16 protein-coding genes are annotated in these 19,198 nt (G+C 34.3%); 3 read left to right on the forward strand and 13 right to left on the reverse strand.

Annotation, left to right across the window (positions count from 1 at the left end; translation table 11 throughout):
- Nucleotides 1-146: 146 nt before the first annotated feature.
- From YW9_RS13780 to YW9_RS13120, 3 genes are read right to left on the reverse strand one after another with little or no spacing between them, the layout of a single operon-like run.
- Complete coding sequence (locus YW9_RS13780) at nucleotides 147-491, reverse strand: outer membrane beta-barrel protein (RefSeq protein WP_051074753.1); 345 nt, start codon at nucleotides 489-491, stop codon at nucleotides 147-149.
- On the reverse strand, nucleotides 485-2,035 hold the full coding sequence (locus tag YW9_RS13785) for an outer membrane beta-barrel family protein (protein WP_051074754.1): 1,551 nt from the start codon (nucleotides 2,033-2,035) through the stop codon (nucleotides 485-487). The genes YW9_RS13780 and YW9_RS13785 overlap by 7 nt, the downstream gene beginning before the upstream one ends.
- Nucleotides 2,035-2,532, reverse strand: coding sequence for a carboxypeptidase-like regulatory domain-containing protein (locus YW9_RS13120; protein ID WP_167933622.1), 498 nt, complete (start codon nucleotides 2,530-2,532; stop codon nucleotides 2,035-2,037). The genes YW9_RS13785 and YW9_RS13120 overlap by 1 nt, the downstream gene beginning before the upstream one ends.
- 617 nt (nucleotides 2,533-3,149) lie before the next feature.
- Between YW9_RS13120 and YW9_RS0107465 the strand changes: the two genes are divergently transcribed.
- Nucleotides 3,150-4,169 (forward strand): TQO small subunit DoxD, encoded by a 1,020-nt coding sequence (locus YW9_RS0107465; RefSeq protein WP_018279556.1) that lies wholly within the window; start codon nucleotides 3,150-3,152, stop codon nucleotides 4,167-4,169.
- Between the two features lie 42 nt (nucleotides 4,170-4,211).
- The gene (locus tag YW9_RS0107470) at nucleotides 4,212-4,685 is read left to right on the forward strand and encodes a type I restriction enzyme HsdR N-terminal domain-containing protein (protein WP_018279557.1); all 474 of its coding nucleotides are present in this window, start codon (nucleotides 4,212-4,214) and stop codon (nucleotides 4,683-4,685) included.
- A gap of 39 nt (nucleotides 4,686-4,724) precedes the next feature.
- Here YW9_RS0107470 and YW9_RS0107475 read toward each other — a convergent pair whose 3' ends face one another.
- Together YW9_RS0107475 and YW9_RS0107480 are read right to left on the reverse strand one after the other, a co-directional pair.
- On the reverse strand, nucleotides 4,725-6,146 hold the full coding sequence (locus YW9_RS0107475; protein ID WP_018279558.1) for a NupC/NupG family nucleoside CNT transporter: 1,422 nt from the start codon (nucleotides 6,144-6,146) through the stop codon (nucleotides 4,725-4,727).
- A gap of 20 nt (nucleotides 6,147-6,166) precedes the next feature.
- Nucleotides 6,167-6,781, reverse strand: coding sequence for a bifunctional nuclease family protein (locus tag YW9_RS0107480; RefSeq protein ID WP_018279559.1), 615 nt, complete (start codon nucleotides 6,779-6,781; stop codon nucleotides 6,167-6,169).
- A gap of 189 nt (nucleotides 6,782-6,970) precedes the next feature.
- On the opposite strand from YW9_RS0107480, the gene ypfJ reads away from it, so the two are divergent.
- Complete coding sequence (gene ypfJ / locus YW9_RS0107485; protein ID WP_018279560.1) at nucleotides 6,971-7,831, forward strand: KPN_02809 family neutral zinc metallopeptidase; 861 nt, start codon at nucleotides 6,971-6,973, stop codon at nucleotides 7,829-7,831.
- A 49-nt stretch (nucleotides 7,832-7,880) separates the two neighbouring features.
- Here ypfJ and YW9_RS0107490 read toward each other — a convergent pair whose 3' ends face one another.
- The 8 genes from YW9_RS0107490 to YW9_RS0107530 form a co-directional block, all read right to left on the reverse strand.
- On the reverse strand, nucleotides 7,881-10,388 hold the full coding sequence (locus YW9_RS0107490; protein WP_026193901.1) for a DUF5686 and carboxypeptidase-like regulatory domain-containing protein: 2,508 nt from the start codon (nucleotides 10,386-10,388) through the stop codon (nucleotides 7,881-7,883).
- An 86-nt stretch (nucleotides 10,389-10,474) separates the two neighbouring features.
- Complete coding sequence (locus YW9_RS0107495) at nucleotides 10,475-11,530, reverse strand: phosphotransferase (RefSeq protein ID WP_018279562.1); 1,056 nt, start codon at nucleotides 11,528-11,530, stop codon at nucleotides 10,475-10,477.
- Nucleotides 11,531-11,604: 74 nt separating this feature from the next.
- Nucleotides 11,605-12,471, reverse strand: coding sequence for a nucleotidyltransferase family protein (locus YW9_RS0107500; RefSeq protein WP_018279563.1), 867 nt, complete (start codon nucleotides 12,469-12,471; stop codon nucleotides 11,605-11,607).
- Nucleotides 12,472-12,512: 41 nt separating this feature from the next.
- The gene (locus YW9_RS0107505; RefSeq protein WP_018279564.1) at nucleotides 12,513-13,469 is read right to left on the reverse strand and encodes a PhoH family protein; all 957 of its coding nucleotides are present in this window, start codon (nucleotides 13,467-13,469) and stop codon (nucleotides 12,513-12,515) included.
- Between the two features lie 202 nt (nucleotides 13,470-13,671).
- Nucleotides 13,672-14,538, reverse strand: a complete 867-nt coding sequence (locus YW9_RS0107515) for an OmpA/MotB family protein (protein WP_018279565.1) — start codon at nucleotides 14,536-14,538, stop codon at nucleotides 13,672-13,674.
- Between the two features lie 42 nt (nucleotides 14,539-14,580).
- On the reverse strand, nucleotides 14,581-15,570 hold the full coding sequence (locus YW9_RS0107520) for a glycosyltransferase family 2 protein (RefSeq protein ID WP_018279566.1): 990 nt from the start codon (nucleotides 15,568-15,570) through the stop codon (nucleotides 14,581-14,583).
- Nucleotides 15,571-15,574: 4 nt separating this feature from the next.
- Nucleotides 15,575-16,474, reverse strand: coding sequence for a DUF4249 family protein (locus YW9_RS0107525; protein ID WP_018279567.1), 900 nt, complete (start codon nucleotides 16,472-16,474; stop codon nucleotides 15,575-15,577).
- 3 nt (nucleotides 16,475-16,477) lie between these two features.
- Nucleotides 16,478-18,844 (reverse strand): TonB-dependent receptor, encoded by a 2,367-nt coding sequence (locus YW9_RS0107530; RefSeq protein WP_018279568.1) that lies wholly within the window; start codon nucleotides 18,842-18,844, stop codon nucleotides 16,478-16,480.
- Nucleotides 18,845-19,198: the final 354 nt, after the last annotated feature.

The raw sequence follows: 19,198 nt of genomic DNA on the forward strand, positions 1-19,198 counted from the left end.
ATTTATTTAAGACTATACAACTAAAAAAATAGATATTTTAAAGAAAAAAACAGCTTTAAAATTAAAAGCTGTTTTATTTTTTTTACTTTCTTGATACAAATTAACGAGTGTAGTTAGGAGTTTTTGTAATTATAGGAATGTATGTATTAACTTCTTCCGCGTTCTTCTGCATTTCCTCCCTCTCTTTTTTGTACTGAAATTTTGCTATTTCCAAATTTATAGGTAAGCGAAAGACGTAGGTAACGCGTGTCGTAGTATTGACGATAGCTTTCTGTAATGCCTTGTTGTTTAATTTTTCGGGTATAAGTCATTATATTGGTTTTGAAGATGTCGTTTGCATTGAGAGCAATAGTTAATTTTTTATCGAAAGCTAAATATTTGATACCCAAATCTAAACTTGAAACCTCCGAGCTTTTTGATGCTTCATTGTCCCACGGAAACTGATATTCATACGATACACTTGCTTGTAAAGTTTTGTTTTCATTCAGCATAAAAGTATTCCCAAATATTGATAACCTCCCCAACTTTTCATTGGGTCGGGAAATGCAGCAACATAAGGTTTTACATTTTCGTAAGTTACAATCATATATGCCGAAAATTCCCACCACCAAAACAAACTTTTATTGATATTTACCGAAGCACTCCACGAATCTCCATTAGCAAAATTTTCCCATTGCATTTTAGTTTCCTCCAAAGCAGGATTGTGATACGTAATTTGAGTTCCATTATCCTGTATGTTGGAATATGTTAGCTGGAATGTTAACCAATGTTTATAGGAATAGTTCAGCGTTGCTCCTAATAAATAGGTAGGCTGCAAAAATGGGTTGCCCACTACATACGATTTCGGATTCATATATAATCTTCCTGGGTTAAGTGAAAAGAATTGCGGACGATGAATGCGACGGTTTACATTTGCCGAAATGTTGTGATTCTCATCAATTTTATATTGAATATATAATGTCGGGAAAAGCTTAAAGAAATTTCGTTTGTGTATTTTGTTATTTGCTAAAACGGAAACTCCTTTGGTTTGTGTATTTTCGCCTCGAAGCCCTGCTTTTATGCTCCATTTCTTTCCGAAAGATTTCGCCCAATCGGCGTACAAGGCTTGGGTATCTTCTGTATAAAGAAAATGGTCGTTGTGAGCAAGAGCTTGTATTTGATTTTCATCACGAAAATCGGATTCGGCTATATTATCGGTCTGTGTTCGGGAAATTTTCGTTCCGAAAGAAAGATTTCCCCACGAAACGGGTAGCTCCGCATCGGTTTTAAAGGAATAATTGTCTATTTTTTGTATAGAAAGCGAATTTACATACGACTTTGGTTGCGTGTTCAACTGATAATTATGAAAAATAGTGTTTAGGTTGTCATTTCTATCTTTTTTGTAATAAAAATAATCGGCATCGAAGGTGAGTTTTGCTCCTTTATCTCCGATTTTTTGTAAGAAATTCACATTGACAGACAAATTTTGAGTGTTTTCAGGTTCAATTTGATAGGTAATATATTCTTTCATCAGTTTTGGATTGTTGTACATATACGCACGATTTGCTGTCAAACCATTGTTAATATTATCCGAAAAACTTCCCATAAACTGTACACCAAGCGTACTTTTTTGGGTTACATCGTAGTTCAAATTTACAAGAGGCACCCACGTTTTGTTTTTCCCTTCTATATCTAACCGATTGACCCAATATTCCTGTGGATACCAAAAGTGAATGTCGTTTTCGTATTTCGATTTTCCGTCTGTATAGCCCAAATCAGCCAAAGCGGAAAACTTATTTTTTCGATAAGAAAAGTTTGCACCGCTTCGCAATGTTCCTACAATTCCTTGTTGGTAGGAAGTTCGCAGAGTGGTGCTCCAATGGTCTTCCTTGGCTTTTTTCAGCACGATATTGATTAGTCCTGCATTGCCTTCGGCGTCGTATTTGGAAGGCGGTGTGGTGATAACTTCAATCTTTTGGATATTGTCGGACGATATCGATTTCAGGTAGTTAGTGAGTTCTTCGCCTGAAAGTTGTATTATTTTATCGTTGACCATTACACGCGTAAACCATTTTTGCCAACAATAGAAATATCCTCGTTACGCACCTGAACTCTGGGGGTAGATTTTAGGGCATCAAGGGCATCTCCACCACTTGCTTGAACAGAATTTTCTACGTTGAAAACAATTCTGTCCACTTTTTGTTCTACAAGTTTTTTACGACCTTCAACAGTTACAGCTTCCATCTGAATAGACTCATCAATTTTTATAACTCCTAAATCAGTATTTTTGGAAAGTGATACGTTTTTGCTGAAAAGTTCCGTTCCGAATTGTTCTAAAATGAGGGTGTAATCGCCTTTCGGGATTTTCACCAAAAATTTTCCCGAAACATCAGTAAGTGTTCTGTGTACGGGTTTTTCGTCTTTCTTTAAGATGACATTCAGAAATTCAGCGGGTTTTTGCTGTTGATTTTTCACTTCTCCCGAAAGAGTGACTTCTTGGGCGGAAAGACTTATTGCCCATAGTAAAAACAAAAAAGAAAATATGGTTTTCATGGCAACTCTGTTTTTGATTTCCATCTTAAAGACGTATGAAAGAAAAAAATGTTACAAAAAATCAGAAATTTTATTCAAAAAAATGTACATTTGCCCAATAACGCATTCTCAAAATCCGTGAAAGAGTTGTTGTTACATATCAAAAAAGTTAAGTTCCTTTTTTGGGGAATGTTCATTTTGTTTTCGCTTACGCCCTGTACTGCGAAAGGAATTCTTTTTGATAGTGCTGAAATATCATTTTTTAAACCGCTTCATAAAAATAGAACGACTACCTCCTCATTTCAATGTCAAAATCTCGTCTCTGCGAATAAAAAACTTCGTACGGAATGTGTTCTAAATGTTTTGATAATCAGGAGAATGATTTGCTTTGTTCTACTGAGATATTTGCTTTTGATGCGAAAATAAAAAATGAGTATTTTAATCAAAACTCTGCAAATACTCCTCCTAAATACATTCTTTTCAGGTGTTTAAGAATTCATTTAAGTTAATTTTTTCTGATAGTAGGTTTTCAATTGAAATAAATTGAAAGAAACCTATAACTATTATATTATTTTACTTTTCTGATTTGGAAAGTAAGCTATTTTTGTAATAAAATTTTAATATTAAAAAGAGTTTAAATGAAAAATAATACATATCAGGAGCAATTCTCCTCTTGGGCAGGGTTGTTCGCTTTGTCTTTACGTTTGGTTATCGGTTGGACGTACTTTTCTGCCTTTTGGCGACGCGTGGTTTTAGAAGATAAACTTTCTCCGGAAGTGGCAGGTTATGTAGGTGAGAAGTTTAATCATTTTTTACCTAATGCATTGGGAATAAAACCTTTAATTGAATACTTAGTCTCTAATCCCGATAAATTAGAGTTTGCTATGATAGCCTTTACCATAGTGGAAGCGATTGTGGGCTTGTTCATTATGTTAGGGCTATTCACACGCTTGATGAGCATTGGAGTTTTTTCTTTAGCAATGGGAATTTTGTTGGGTTCAGGATGGTTGGGAACCACTTGTTTAGACGAATGGCAAATCGGCGTTTTGGGCTTAGCGGGAGGTTTTACCATTTTCCTGACGGGTGGTGGATTTTATTCACTTGATGATTTTTTGATGCGTAAAAACTATGCTTTTACCTCCAAAAAGTGGTTTAATTACTTAGGTTCAGGAGTTTTGACAATCAAACAATTGAAACCTTTGGTATTGATATTTTCGCTGTTTATTTTTGTGGTAACTTTGTTTACGAACCAATATTTTCACGGAGGTTTATTTGGAAAATTGCATAATAAATCGGTAAAGCCCAAAGTAGAAATCTCAAATGTAATATTAGCTGATAATGAACTCACTTTTGAAGTATTTCGGGTAGAAGGAGCCGATGTGTATGGTTCTTTTTTAATTGAAGTACAAATTTTAAATGAAAAAGGAGAAGTTTCTAAAAGTTGGAATATGAGCTATTTATCAAAATTTCCTCAGGAGAAAATCAATAATCATTATGTAGCAAAAGTGAAGCCTGGTAAGCATAGTCTGATATTGCCTTTGGGAGCAAAAGCAGATTTGTCAGTTTCGTTAGAAGGATTGCCTAAATCAGAAATTAAAACCTTGAAACTTATCGATATTAGTGGAGCTGAGTGGATTGCTGAAATACACCGAAAATAAAGTATGTTTGTTCTTATTAAGAAGATTATTTAACTTTGCATTATGCAAAGATTAAACTTCAAAGAATATTCTTTTCGATTCAAAAAAATAGATGATAAGTTATTTATTTTTGATGAAATCAGAAAGAAATTTGTAGCATTACAGCCAGAAGAATGGGTACGTCAGCACGTTATTTGTTTTCTGATAGAGGAAAAAAAAGTACCGAAATCACTGATAAATGTGGAGAAAGAAATAACCATTAATGGTCTGGCAAAACGCTATGATATAGTAGTTTTCTCAAGAAATGGTAATATTCTTTTGGCAGTAGAGTGTAAGGCTCCTACGATACAAATTTCGCAAGTGGTTTTTGACCAAATTGCACGTTATAATTTGATGTTGAAATCTGAAATTTTGATGATAACCAATGGTTTAAATCATTACTTTTGTCAGATGGATTATCAGAATGGTAAGTATCTTTTTCTGAAAGAATTGCCCGAGTATGATTTTTTAGTTAAAATGAAAGAGGATAAAGATTGAAAAAAATCTTTATCCTCTTTTTTCTATGTTTTAAGGAAATTATCCTATAATCATTCCTGCAATAGTTGCGGAGAGAAGTGAGGCTAACGAACCACCCAAAACGGCCTTCAGTCCAAATTCAGAAAGAGTTTTTCGCTGACTGGGAGCTAAAGAGCCAATTCCTCCAATTTGTATTCCGATAGAGGCAAAGTTTGCAAATCCACAAAGCATATACGTTGCGATGATTACCGATTTGTCATACAACAAATGTGTGGCACTTGTAACATTTTTCAAATCAGCTAATTGTGTGTATGCTACAAACTCAGAAGAAGCTAATTTTACCCCTAAAAGTTGTCCCATTAACATCATATCTTCTTTGGGAACACCAATAAGCCACATTAATGGAGAGAAAACAAATCCTAAAATCATTTCCAGTGACAGGCTTTTATATGGCGTATTCTCTGCAATGAATCCATTCAAGGAAGTGAAATCTCCTACCCAAGAAAAGAAATAATTAATCATTGCAATAAAAGCCACAAAAACCAGTAGCATTCCTCCTACATTGGCTGCTAATTTTAATCCTTCAGTGGTTCCGTTGGCTATGGCGTCTAATACGTTAGAACCTACATTTTCAACAGATACTTTTGAGTCATTTGAAAAAGTTTCAGTTTGTGGATATAATATTTTTGAAACTACAATGGCTCCAGGTGCTGCCATTACAGAGGCTGCCAATAAGTGTTTGGCAAACATCAATCGTAAGGCTGGGTCATTTCCGCCTAAAAAACCAATATAAGCTGCTAAAACACCACCTGCCACAGTAGCCATTCCACCAATCATAACAAGTAAAATTTCGGAACGAGTCATTTTTGCAAGATAGGCTTTAATCATCAGTGGAGCTTCGGTTTGCCCTAAAAATATATTTCCTGCTACGGAAAGGCTTTCTGCTCCCGAAATTCCCAAAAACTTGGATAAAAACCAAGCCAATCCCCGTACAATGATTTGAATAACACCTAAATAGAAAAGTAGAGAGGTTAAAGCAGAAAAGAAAATAATTGTAGGTAAAATCTGGAAGACAAAAATAAAACCATACGTGTTGCTATCCATCAGTCCTCCTAATAAAAATTCGCTTCCAGCTTTAGTAAAATCTAAAATCAAAACGAAAATTCCTCCTACTTTTTCAAATATATTTTGTATAAAGCTCACTTTCAGAACCCCAAAAGCCAGTAAGATTTGTATTCCGAGCCCAATGCCAACAGTTTTCCAGTTGATTTTCTTTCTGTTACTACTAAAAATGTAAGCAATCAGTAAAAGAACAACCATTCCTAAAGCACCTCTGTACAGATTTTCAAATGTAAAACCTTGACTTTGTATAAGTTTTGCGGTTACTTCGGTCGAAGTTTCCAACTCTTGTTGCACATCTTGAGCAAAAATAAATGCGGGAAAGAAAAAAAATATACCAAGAATTTTTAATACTGTATTCATCTTTGATTTGTAGGATTAATTTATAGTGATTTTTCTCTTTTTGTTATTTCGTCTCGGATTTGAGCTGCTAATTCATAATCTTCATTTTCCACACAATCATTGAGCATTCGTTTTAAATCTTGAAGTGAATGATGTTCAAAGCGATTTTTTTCTTTAGGAGGTTCCTGTTTTTCAGGATAATCCAGTGTAGGACTTATGGTTGTCTCTATAGTATAATTTTGATTAGGAATTTGAACACCAGCTTTTTGCAGAATACTTTTGTACGTGTAAATAGGAGCTTTGAAACGCAGAGCGATTGCAATGGCATCACTTGTACGAGCATCAATTGAGTGTTCAATTCCGTTTTGTTCACAAATCATATTGGAATGGAAGATTCCTTCAGTTAATTTGTGAATAATGATTTTGTTCACTTTCACTTTGAAAGTTTGTGCAAAAATTTTGAAAAGGTCGTGAGTTAAAGGTCTTGGAGGAATCATATTTTTATCCATTTCGAGGGCAATAGCCTGAGCTTCAAAAGCACCAATAACAATTGGTAATTTTAAATCAGATTTTAACTCGTGCAAAATTAATACGAAAGCCTCATTTTGAGATTGGCTGTAGGCAATTCTTTCTACGGAAAGTTCAACTAAGTCCATTATGTTTGAAATTCAATGTGGTATTCAGATGGTAAAAATAGTGTAAAAAAATAAGACTAAAAAGTTTTTGTTTAAAATTTACTTTTGGGGGTTTGAATATTAGTATAGTTGTACTAAATTTGCCAAAAGTATATCAGAGATTTATGCTGATTTGTACGAGTTATCTATTGAATAAAAAAACGTAATATTATGAAATGGCAAGGTAGAAGACAGAGCAAAAACGTAGAGGACAGAAGAGGAATGGGAGCAGGTAAGAAAATAGCTGCTGGTGGAGGAGTATTGGGAATTATTATTGTACTTTTACAACTCTTCGGTGGAGAAACAGGTCAGAATATTGCTCCAGTACTTGAGCAATTTAATAGAGGACAACAGGTGGAGCAAACTTCACGAGTTGTAGAACTTACAGAAGAGCAAAAACAAATAGGTGAATTTGCTGCAACTGTTTTGGCGGATACAGAAGATGTGTGGGAAAAAATTTTTGCAGAGAATGGCTTGGGAACTTACAAAAAGCCAACATTAGTGTTATTTACAGATGTGGTGGAGTCGGGCTGTGGAAGAGCAACGGCTTCTGTAGGTCCATTTTATTGTCCTGCAGACCATAAACTTTATATGGATATGGCTTTTTTTGAGGAACTTAGAACAAGATTTGGAGCTAAAGGAGGGGATTTTGCTATAGCTTATGTAATGGCTCACGAGGTTGGTCATCATATACAAACACTTTTAGGTACTTCACAGAAGTTAAGACAAGCACAACAAGGAAAAAGCAAAAAAGAAGCTAATAAATTATCGGTTGCTTTTGAATTACAGGCTGATTTTTACGCAGGAGTTTGGGCTCATCATAATAAAAAATATTTGGAAGAAGGTGATATAGAGGAAGCTATGAGTGCAGCTCACGCAGTGGGAGATGATGCTATCCAAAAGCGTATGCAAGGACACGTAGTGCCAGATTCGTTCACGCACGGAACTTCCGAACAACGTAAAAAATGGTTTATGAAAGGTTATACAACAGGAGATATAAGGCAGGGAAATACATTTGCAGAAATTGATTAAAAGCGAAAAAGATTCAAAAACAGAACTTTGTTTTTGAATCTTTTTTATTTTAGAATACAGGAGCAATTCCCAATCTAATTCCAAATTTCGGATTTCTCACGCCATTCACGTCATTAAAATCACTTTGCCAAACAAAGTCGAGACGTATGAAACGGAAATTTCCCAGACCAATATTCTCAATTCCAAAACCATATTCCCAGTACAATTTGTTTGGAGCATTGAAAACTACATTTGAAACGGTGGCTTCTTTATTCTTGTCAGAAATAGTTCCATAGGCAAAACGAGCGAAGATTAAACTTCTCAATCTTGTATCTCTAATCCAAGGTATTCTATTGAAAATAAGCCCCTCAAAATGATGTTCAAAATAACCATTTACGTAAGTGTCCGTTATAAAATCATAATAATCCAATAAAATAAATGTGTTAGGAGCCGTTGAAAAAGATTGATTTGCTGGAGTAGGGCTTAACACAGTTAAAGGCACAGTACCAAATATTTTTCCTGCTTCAACCGAAGTCAAAAGTAAGCCATAACCAAAAAGTGGAATCGGTTTTTGTATTAAAAGCTGTAATTTATCATAGTTGAACTGGCTATTAAAAACATCTTTTACTCCTTTGGTGTATTTAATTTGGTAGGTTGAAAATAACTTTTTGCCAAAGCGTTGTTCTACCCCGTAACCATATACGTTTCTTTTAGGAGTATATGAAAGGACTATCCCTGTATTGAAATCAGTATAATTATTTAGTATTTCTTGATTTTCAGGATTTTTGTAAGCTATCGAAAAATGATTTTCATCGGCAGATTTGGTTCTTTGATGTGTGCCGAAAAATGAAACTTCGAAATTTTTATGAAGCCCAACGGAAACCAAACTTTGCCATTTTTTGTTGTGAGTCAAATAGTAATTTTCACCTCGAGCAATGATGAAATTGGTCGTTTTGCTGAAATCTAATCGAGTGTCATCGTGCATTACAAAGCTACCCAATTGCAAATTGTCATTCTGGAAGGAAGCTCCAAATGTAACACGTGGATAATGTGTTAATAGATACTTAGCACTAATTCCGTATTTGAATTTGTGGTCACGCAATCCGTAAGCTCCATAGAAATACGACCGAAATCTATCTTCTGTTGAAACATAAGTTTTAAATCCTGCTCTTAATCTTCCTCCTTCTATATCGTTTCGTGAATAGATTTGTCCAAGATTCCCAAATTTCAGATACTTTCCTGCAGGAATATAGCCTGAACCAATGATGTCCATAAGGTCTGCAATCAGTTTAATACGTCGATTGTTTCCAACTTCCTGTATCAATGTTTTCGTTTTGCTTAAATGGCTGGAAGCGGTAGCATTATCATTCCAATACGAATTATCTTTGGCAAACTGATTTTTGGAAACTCTTACAGTTTGCTCATCATAGAATGAAGAAGGTTTTGGTTTATTTATCACAACATCATAAAAATAAATTTCATTGTGAACGTATAGCCCTTTTTCGTCTTCTTTTTTTGTAACTAACGTAAAATCACCTTCTTGTATTTCTTTTATAGGATAATAGATAGAATCATTTTCAATGGTAAAATGTTTTTCAAAGAACAAGCTCCTTACCATATTAATATTGGTTTTTGGAGTTGTTTTCATTTCTATTGATTTGATAATAAATGTTTTACTATCTACTGTAAAAAATCCTTCTAAAGCCAAATCTTGGTCTGATTTTGGAAAGAAATGAATTTTGTAGAACATTCGGTTATTTTCTGAAATAGAATCACTTAGTACGTAATGATACGTTCCATAACCGAACTCGGAAAGTGGACCAACAAAAGGTTTATTCAGAATGATGTATGAATTATCATAAATTTCAAATTCATCAAAAGCACGGCTAATTCGTTCTAAGCCAAATCCTTCCTGAACGATTCCTTGTGAACACTCAGCTTGGATATCAACACGTTTTTTACCAGAAATGTTATTTTCATAAACTTTTTCAATGGTTTCTTTCAGATACATAGGAAGCGAAAAATGTTCCTTGTATTTCTTTTCGGAAAGGATTTTTCGTATGGTATCGTATTCTTCTCCTAAAGTTGTTTGTAAGAAAATACTATCCAAGTTATTCAATCCCAGTTCTGTAGAGTAATGTTTTTTGTATTCGTAGGCTGTGGAATTTCGCAAACCTCGTTTTGATTTGTTTTTCCAGATGCCTTTCAAAATAGGATATGCAGGATTTTCTTTTTTGGACAAGGCTTTTTTAGGTTTTCCTATAATGGTAACTTCCTCAAGTATTTCTCCTTCAGCTAGTACCACAACCAAATTATGTACATCAGCCTTATTTAAAGATACTCTATTAGTGGCATATCCAATGAATGAAACTTCTATTTCACGATGCTTTTTTTCGGAGTACAACGAAAATTTTCCTTCTTCATCTGTTGATGTACCTATCGTAGTTTTTGGGAAAATTACATTGGCATAAGGAATTGGATTTCCGTCTTCATCAATTACTTTTCCTGAAACATTTGTTTGACAGAAAATGTAAAAGGGAAGGAAGAACAATAGTATAGAAAAATATATTCTCATCATAATTTAATAATAAATCTGTCTGAAAAAGGGGGTAAATATAAACCTTTTCAGACAGATTTTTAAAATTAATAGGTTAATTTTATGTTCTATTTAAAGCATTTTGCTGTAATTTCTCTTAGTTCAGTTTCTTTCTCTTCTAAACGTTGCAACAACACAAACTGATTTCTTGCACGAATGAAATTTTCATCTTCAAAGTGTGTTTTGAAGTAAATATCATTGTTAAAATAATCCGTCAGGAAGCGAACTCCAATGATGAAAATCATATACTTAGCTCCGTCTAAAATCATATTTTTTTCAGTTTCCGTCATTACATTTTTCATTACAGAGAAACCTTTACAAATAGCTTCAAAGAATGAAGTGTTGAATACAATTTTGGACTCATCTAACTCATTTTCATTAGTTGGACTAACAGAAGTTCGAACCATATCTCCAAAATCATACAACAAAATTCCTTGCATTACCGTGTCTAAGTCAATTACTTTGAAGTCATTAGGATTGTCTTTGTTAATCAGAACGTTATTGATTTTAGTGTCGTTGTGTGTTACGCGAATAGGAATGCGTTTTTCATCAACAGCTTTTTTTACTTCATCAAAAATAACCTTGTGTGATTTAGCAAAATCGTAGAGGTGTTGTGCTTTTTTAATACGTTCAGGTTTTGCTTGTGCGTAGGCTTCTTCCAGTTGCTGAAAACGCTTTGGTCCATTATGGAAGTCAGGAATGGTATCCTGAAGTTTATCAGTATCTATTTTTTCAAAAGTTTTGATGAAAGTGGCATAAGCCGAAGCTGCTTTTTCCGCTTGCCAAGCTTCCTCTACAAATTCATAAGCAACGTAATTTTTTGCAAAAGGAACAGTCCTCCAAACAGCATTTTCTGTTTCTATAGAATAACCTCCTGTTTTTACGGGTAACATATTTAAAATAATATTATTATCTGAAACCGTTTCCCAAAGTAGCTCTATATTTTTTATAATGGCGTGAGGTTTTTTAAAAACATTAATGTTAATACCTTGAAGAACGTATTCATCTTCAGTGGTTTTTACTAAAAAAGTGTAGTTAATATGCCCATTTCCGAAAGGTTCTACGGAAATGATTTCTCCTTTTAAATCGAACAAAGGAGCTATTTTTTCGGCTGTGGTTTTCATTGTTTTTTAAAATTTAATAAGATGAGAAAGAAGATTTTTTAATTTTCAACTTTCTCATCTTAGTGGTTAATTATTTAAAAATTCTCTGGATATTTTCCGTTTTTTGTCAGATTTTGAATTTCATTCTTAACTTTTTCCAAATCTTCACGATAAGTCATTCCGAACCAAGCATCGTTATTAGGAAGAACTTCCAAAACGTAACCTTCTTTTTCGATAGCGTGTTGAACAATCAAAGGAATGAAAAATTCCGCTTTTGGTTTGTCTCTGTTTGCTTCAACGAAATCGGCAAAAAGTTTTTCTGTCATTGGGAAAATCTCAGGAGTGAATCCCCAGAAATTCATAGAAACAAAATCATTGATATCATAGTTGATTCCTGTTTCTTGGTCTACAACGGTAGTATCATTTACTTTTATAAGTTTTGTAGCCTCTACAATTGATTGTAAATGATTGTTGCTGTCCACTTTGCAAATTCCTCGCGATACCGTTCCATTTTCACTTAGCGTGTTTCTTAACAGATAACCAGCGGAGAAGAAAGTTTTATTTTTTCCTGATTTTAAGGCTTTTGCCATAAAGTGGAATGCATCTTTTCCATAGTAGTCATCGGCATTAATGATAAGGAAAGGATTTTTTACCACATCTTTTACGCAAAGCATTGCGTGTCCAGTTCCCCAAGGTTTTTGACGTTCAATTCCTTTTGGGTTTTGTAAATCTTGGTACACGAAAGAAACTGGCACTCCTTTAAAACGGTTTTCTAAATGTGTTTTAGTTAGTTGGTCAATTTCTGTTCTGATAATCATAACTACATCCGAGAAACCTGCCTCAAGAGCATCAAAAATTCCGTAGTCAAATAAAGCATTTCCGTTGTAAATTTCTTGTAATTGCTTGTCCGAACCGAAACGGCTACCCAAACCTGCGGCTAAAATCACTAATGTTGTATTCATACTTTTTTATATTTTTATAACTTTGTTATGTGAGTTTTTTATTATGCTTCCATATTTTCGATGCTTTTGTAAGCTTCGATAATGTTTTTCACTAATGGATGACGTACCACATCTTTATCGTCTAAGTGTAAAATTCCAATTCCTTTTACATTTCGTAAGATGAGTAAAGCTTCTTTTAATCCTGAAGAAACTCTACGAGGGAGGTCTATCTGTCCTGGGTCGCCAGTTATCATAAACTTAGCATTTCGTCCCATTCTGGTTAGGAACATTTTCATTTGTGCGTGTGTAGTGTTTTGTGCTTCGTCCAGAATCACAAAAGCATTATCAAGTGTACGTCCTCGCATAAAAGCCAAAGGAGCAATTTCAATAACTCCTGTTTCGATAAATCCAGCAAGTTTTTCATACGGAATCATATCTCGAAGAGCGTCGTAGAGGGGTTGCATATATGGGTCTAGTTTTTCTTTTAAGTCTCCTGGCAGAAACCCTAAATTCTCTCCAGCTTCCACTGCAGGGCGAGTTAAAATGATACGTTTTACTTGTTTTTCTTTCAAAGCTTTAACGGCTAAGGCAACACCCACATAGGTTTTTCCTGTTCCCGCTGGTCCTACAGCAAAAATCATATCATTTTTCTTCATCAACTCAACCAATTTAACTTGGTTTTTTGTTTGTGGACGAATGACTTTCCCGTTTACGCCGTGAACAATGATATCTTTATCGTTTTTTGAATCAGTTTCAGGAGTTTTTCCATTGGAATTTAGTATGCCGTCAATCGACTGCACATCCAATCGGTTGTATTTTGAATAAAAGTTGATTAGTTGTTCAATTTTCTTTTCAAAATCTTTCAACTGCTCTTCTTCTCCGAAGGCACGAATGCTATTTCCTCGTGCTACAATTTTTAGTTTTGGGAAATGAGCCTTAATTTGCTTTATATTAGCTTCTCTTTCACCGAAAAAGAGCTGTGGATTTATTTCTATAAGTTCTAAAGTAATTTCGTTCAAAGTTTTTATCTTTTCTAAGGATTTAACAAATGCTGAATGCTAATTAAAACAGTGCAATTTTATAAAAAAAAACACTCATTTGCAAGAGAAAACGTTTTTATTTTGAATATTGAATAGAAGTCCAAATGGAAAAGTAGGAAAAATAAAAAAAGTAGTCAAGATTTTCCTCTCAACTACTTTTTTAAATAGATTGTTTACAAAATTAGTTATTAATTGCAGGATCTTTCATTCCTTGCTCTATCATATTATAGAATTGGTCAAGTTTTGGAAGTACTACAATACGAGTTCTTCTATTTTGAGCTTTTCCTTCTCTGGTTTCGTTAGTAGTTACTGGAACATATTCACTTCTTCCTGCAGCCGTCATACGTGATGGGCTAACGCCAAAATCATTTTGTAAGATACGAACAACTGCGGTAGCTCTAAGAACACTCAAATCCCAATTGTCTTTAATTGAGCTATTTGCTTTGAAAGGAACATTGTCGGTGTGTCCTTCTACCATAAACTCGAAATCAGGTTTGTTTTTAACAACCATTGCTACTTTACCTAAAACCTCTTTTGCTCGATTTGTTACGGCATAACTTCCACTACTGAATAGCAACTTGTCAGAGATATTTACAAAAACAACACCTTTTTCTACCTTTATTTCGATGTCTTGATCGTCCAAGTTTCCGATAGCTCCCTTGAGGCTTTGAACCAAAGCTAAGTTTACAGAGTCACGGCGAGTTACAGCGTCTCGTAAGTTTTTGATTGTAAGGTCTTTTTCTCGAAGACTTTCCAATGATTTTTCAAGATTTTCAGCTCCTTTTTGGGTCAAAGTGGTAAGATTACCCATATTGTTGATAAGCTGTTGGTTATTTTCTTTTAGTAAGTCATTCTGATTTTTCAAACTTGCAACTTGATGTTGTAATCCTTCATAATCTTTCAAACAGATATTTAACTTCATTGTTGCTGAGTTTAATAAATCTTCTGTTTGTTTGTGCTTATCAGCCAACTCTGCATATTTCTTTTTAGAAACACACGAAGTTGCTAAAATACTCACTAACGAAACAGCAATAAAAATTTTTCTCATCTCTAAATGTTTAATAGTTAGACCGCAAAGTTACTAAAAAAATCAATGGAAATCACTAAAAAACTTCTTATTTTTAACAAAATACAGCCAAACAATTGATTTTGTGTTGTAATATGAAGAAAAAGTGTGTTTTGGTCTTTTGTTTTTGAATTTTAAAAAATTGTGATAGAAGTTCATATGAGCTTTGAATATTGCCCAAGTAAACCAAATTTTTCCCTGTAAAAGAAAACGTATTCCAGCAATTCCATCAAAAATTAGTCTGATAAATAGTGTTTTATATAGATTTTCTTGCGGAAGGTTCTTAAGAAGCATAAATAAACCATTTCTGAAATTCAGAAAAGTTTTCTTAGGGCTATCTACTGGAAGAGTAGCACCGCCAACGTGATACACAATGCTTTCAGAACAGAAAACAACTCGCTTGTTGAGGTGGTGAATTCTCCAACAAAGGTCTATTTCCTCTTGATGTGCAAAAAAGTCTTCATCGAAACCTTTTACTTGATTGAAAACTTCCGAACGTACAAAAAGAGAGGCTCCCGAAGCCCAAAAAATATCTGTTTGGGAGTTGTATTGTCCATAATCTTCTTCTATTGTTTCAAAAATACGTCCTCGACAGAAAGGAAATCCATATTTGTCAATAAAACCACCAGCTGCACCTGCATATTCGAACATTTTTTTGTTCTTGTAGTCCAAGATTTTAGGTTGAACAGCCCCGATTTCAGAATTTTTGAAAACATTTATGACTGGAAGTAGCCAATTTTCAGTAACTTCAATATCTGAGTTGAGCAAACAATACACATCTGCAGAAATTTTAGCTAGTCCCCAGTTGTAACCTTGAGCGTATCCACCATTTAAAGGATTTCTGATAAGTTGAACATCTGGAAAATGCGATGTTAAGTAGGAAATAGAGTCGTCGGAAGAGGCATTGTCAATTACATAAACGTCTGCTTCTTGCGAGTGTGCCACAACCGAAGGTAAAAACTTCTCTAATAAGTGCTTCCCATTCCAATTGAGTATTACGACAGCTATTTTCATAAGGTTATTTTACCTCGTAGGATATTTCAGAATATTGCGAAACGCGAAAAGCTCCTAATGGGTTTTCTTTGGGATTTTCTGTGTTCACGACATTACCATACACACGTGAAGGAATGGTAAATCCGCCTTCTCGTCTGCTGTTGGTTGTGTTTCTTATGAGAATATTAACAAATTGTTGATATTGAGGAGAAACGCGGAAAAGAGTCGCCCTTACTCGATATCCTTTCTTTAAAATCAATTCCATAAGGCTTGTTGTAAAGAAGAATTTGCGATCGGAAAGAAGTTCGTCATTCAGGCTGATGAAAACATCTTTTTTATGGTCTTTTAATTTTATAAAATAGTTATTTTCTTCGTTTAGAATACCATCAAAAGGAAATTTCACCTCTATTTTATCTTTGAATAGCCCACCATTGGCTTTTTGTGTTACGTTGTCAGGATTTATGACAGGAACTTCTCGCATTTTTTCCTTTGCTATGTAGGTTTTGCCTTTATACTCAATGGTAAGAATGTACTCTTTCCCTACTGAGGGCATAATTCCGTCAGTGTTTGCATAGATACTTCCCCCTTTAGAAGGGATAAAAGCAATTCCTGCTAAGTCTTTATCTTTTGTATATAAATCTTTGTAATCTTCTGGGAATATTTCTTTTAAAGGATATATTTCTCCGTCGCTTGTTGATACTTTTATGACCGCTCCACTAACCTTTTCTGATGGAGATTGGTCGTAATAATTCGTTGTGTAACTTAAATGTACAATAGGAAAGGCTTTTTCATTTCCTTTTTTCCAGTCGATATAGGCATCAACTACCAATTGTTTTTCTTGCGTATCTAAAGACAGATCAATTACTTCCTCACAAGAAGTAAGTAAGGTTGTGACACACAAAAATATGTAAATAATTTTTTTCATAGTTTAAAAGATAAAGTTATACGTTACACTTGGGACAATTCCGAAGATAGAAAGCTTAACAGCTTCGTTTCTTCTTGTTTCCTCATTCTCTCTGAAAGAGATAGAAATGGCATTTTTACGATTGTAAACATTGTACAGACCAAAATTCCATTCGCTTTTCCATCGTTTGTCCTTTCTTGTGGAGGTGTAAGTTGCCGATAAATCCAAACGATGGTAACTTGGAAGCCTATATGCATTGCGTTGGCTGTAATTAGGAACGGTTAGTCCAAGATATTGGTATTTACCGACAGGGAAATTAGCAGGTAAGCCTGTTTGATAATTGAAAATCGCTCCGAAAGTCCATTTTTTATTTAAGGCATACATAGCTGTAATGGAAAGGTCGTGAGGTTTGTCGTACGCAGTATTGTACCAATTTCCGTAATTGATGCCAATTTCTTCGGGGGTACGTCCTTTGGTTTGTTGCTCGGATTTTGAAAGTGTGTAGGCTATCCACCCAGTTAATTTTCCCGTGTTTTTGCGAAGTAATACCTCCAACCCGTATGCACGGCTGTGTCCATTCAATATAACTCGCTCGATGTCTTCTTTGGCAATAAGATTTGCTCCATCAATATAATCTAAACGATTTTTTACAAACTTGTAATATCCCTCAACTTCCAAACTATATTTGTTTTCTGACAGATTACTTGCAAAACCTACTGCAAACTGATTGGCTTGTTGTGGTTTTAAAAAGCGGTCGCTCGGAGCCCAAACATCAAGTGGGGTAGGAGAAGACGTGTTAGTTATCAAATGTAAATATTGCGAAGTACGTGCATAACTCGCCTTGAAGGATTTGTTGTCATTCAAAGCATATGAGAGCGTAAATCGTGGTTCTAAATTACTAAATAAGTCAATGATTTTTCCGCGATGATAGTATGTAGAACCAATTGGAGTGGCTTCTTGATAAATTTGTAAGTTACGATTGAAAATTACAGCTTTATCATCTTTATAATCGTGCATATAACGTGTACCTAAATGATAGAAGGAACTTAACCTCAATCCGAATGAAGCACTTAACGAAGACGTTATATTATGTTCGGAATCAATATATATTCCTGTTTCTAAAGCATTCTTATTGGGTAATTGAAGATTTTTTATGGAAGAAGTAGGTGTAGTTGGAGATAATTTCCCAGGCATAAACCTGTAAAGCAATCCTTGTACACCATAACTGAGTTTCCAATTCTCAGAAATATAGTTTCTAAAATCATACTTTAAATTGAGATTCTTAATTCCTGAGTCCCACTGAAATTCAATAGGGTCGAGGCGAAAACCATAATAGTAATCACTAAAGATTAATGAAAGATTTGAGAAAAGGCGGCTATTGAAAATATGATTCCAACGCAGATTAAAAAGAGCATTTCCGTATACGTTTTTAATCACATCACTTAGCTCAAATAAGTCCCTCCCGAAATATCCTGACAAATAAAATGTGTTATTCTGGTTAAGTTGATAAGAAAGTTTGGTGTTGAGGTCATAAAAATATGCCGTATTGTCATTGTTACGAAGTTTTAGAAACAAATGTGCATACGAGGCTCTTCCTCCAAAAAGAAAAGACGCTTTGTCTTTAACAATAGGACCTTCTGCCAGTAACCGAGAGGATAGTAATCCGATACCACCAGTCATTCCAAAATCGTTACGGTTACCTTCTTTTTGATAAATATCCAAAACGGAAGAAATCCTACCACCATATCGTGCTGGAATACTTCCTTTGTAGAGTTTCATATCCCGAACAGCATCGGCATTGAAAACGCTTAAAAATCCAAACAAATGTGATGAGTTGAAAATAACAGCTTCATCTAAAAGAACTAAATTTTGGTCAGCGGCACCACCACGCACGTTAAAACCAGAAGAGGCTTCTCCAGCATTGCTCACGCCAGGAAGTTGCATTAAGGATTTTACAATATCCACCTCTCCAATAAGCACAGGGAGTTTCTTAATTGTAGCAATAGGAACACTAATAGTACTCATTTCGGGCTTTCGGATATCCACTTTTTGCGAGGCGTTGGCAGTAATCTCAACGGCATCAAGCTCTACAGCCTGAGGAGAAAGTTTATAATCCTTGCGTATGTTTTTATCTAATGTAATGGTTTCGATGATGGTTTCAAACCCCATATAATCTACCAAAATTTCGTATTTTCCTTCAGGAAGTGTTATAGAATAGAAGCCATACTCATTGGTATAGGTTCCTGTGTTCAACTCTTTGATGATGAAATTTACACCAAGCATTTTTTCCCCGTTGGAAGCATCGGAAATTACTCCACTAATTGTATGTTTTTTTTGAGAATATGTTGCCAGACTTAAAAGAAATATGATGAAGAAAATGATTTGTTTCATATAATTTTTTATTTGTGGCAAATATAGTCATTAATTTGTTAATTTCATAACTTAAAATGCTTTTTATTGGAATAAAAAATATGTTTTTTTAGAAAAATAGAAACTTATATCTGGATTTATCTTAAATTTTTATAAAATTTTTATTGTGTATTTATCTAATTACGTTGGTAAATTTTATTTTGTTTGTGTTTTTGTGTGTTTCTACCTTTTTTCAATGTTGAAAGTATTTGTAAAAGGATTGATTTGTGTACAAAATATAAAAATTTTTACACAAATATGATGTCAAAACCTTGTTTTAATTTTTAAATGGGGAATTATATCGCATTATCAGTCTATTTTTAATGTAATTATTAT

It is taken from the genome of Capnocytophaga cynodegmi DSM 19736 (assembly GCF_000379185.1).
Lineage (GTDB): Bacteria > Bacteroidota > Bacteroidia > Flavobacteriales > Flavobacteriaceae > Capnocytophaga > Capnocytophaga cynodegmi.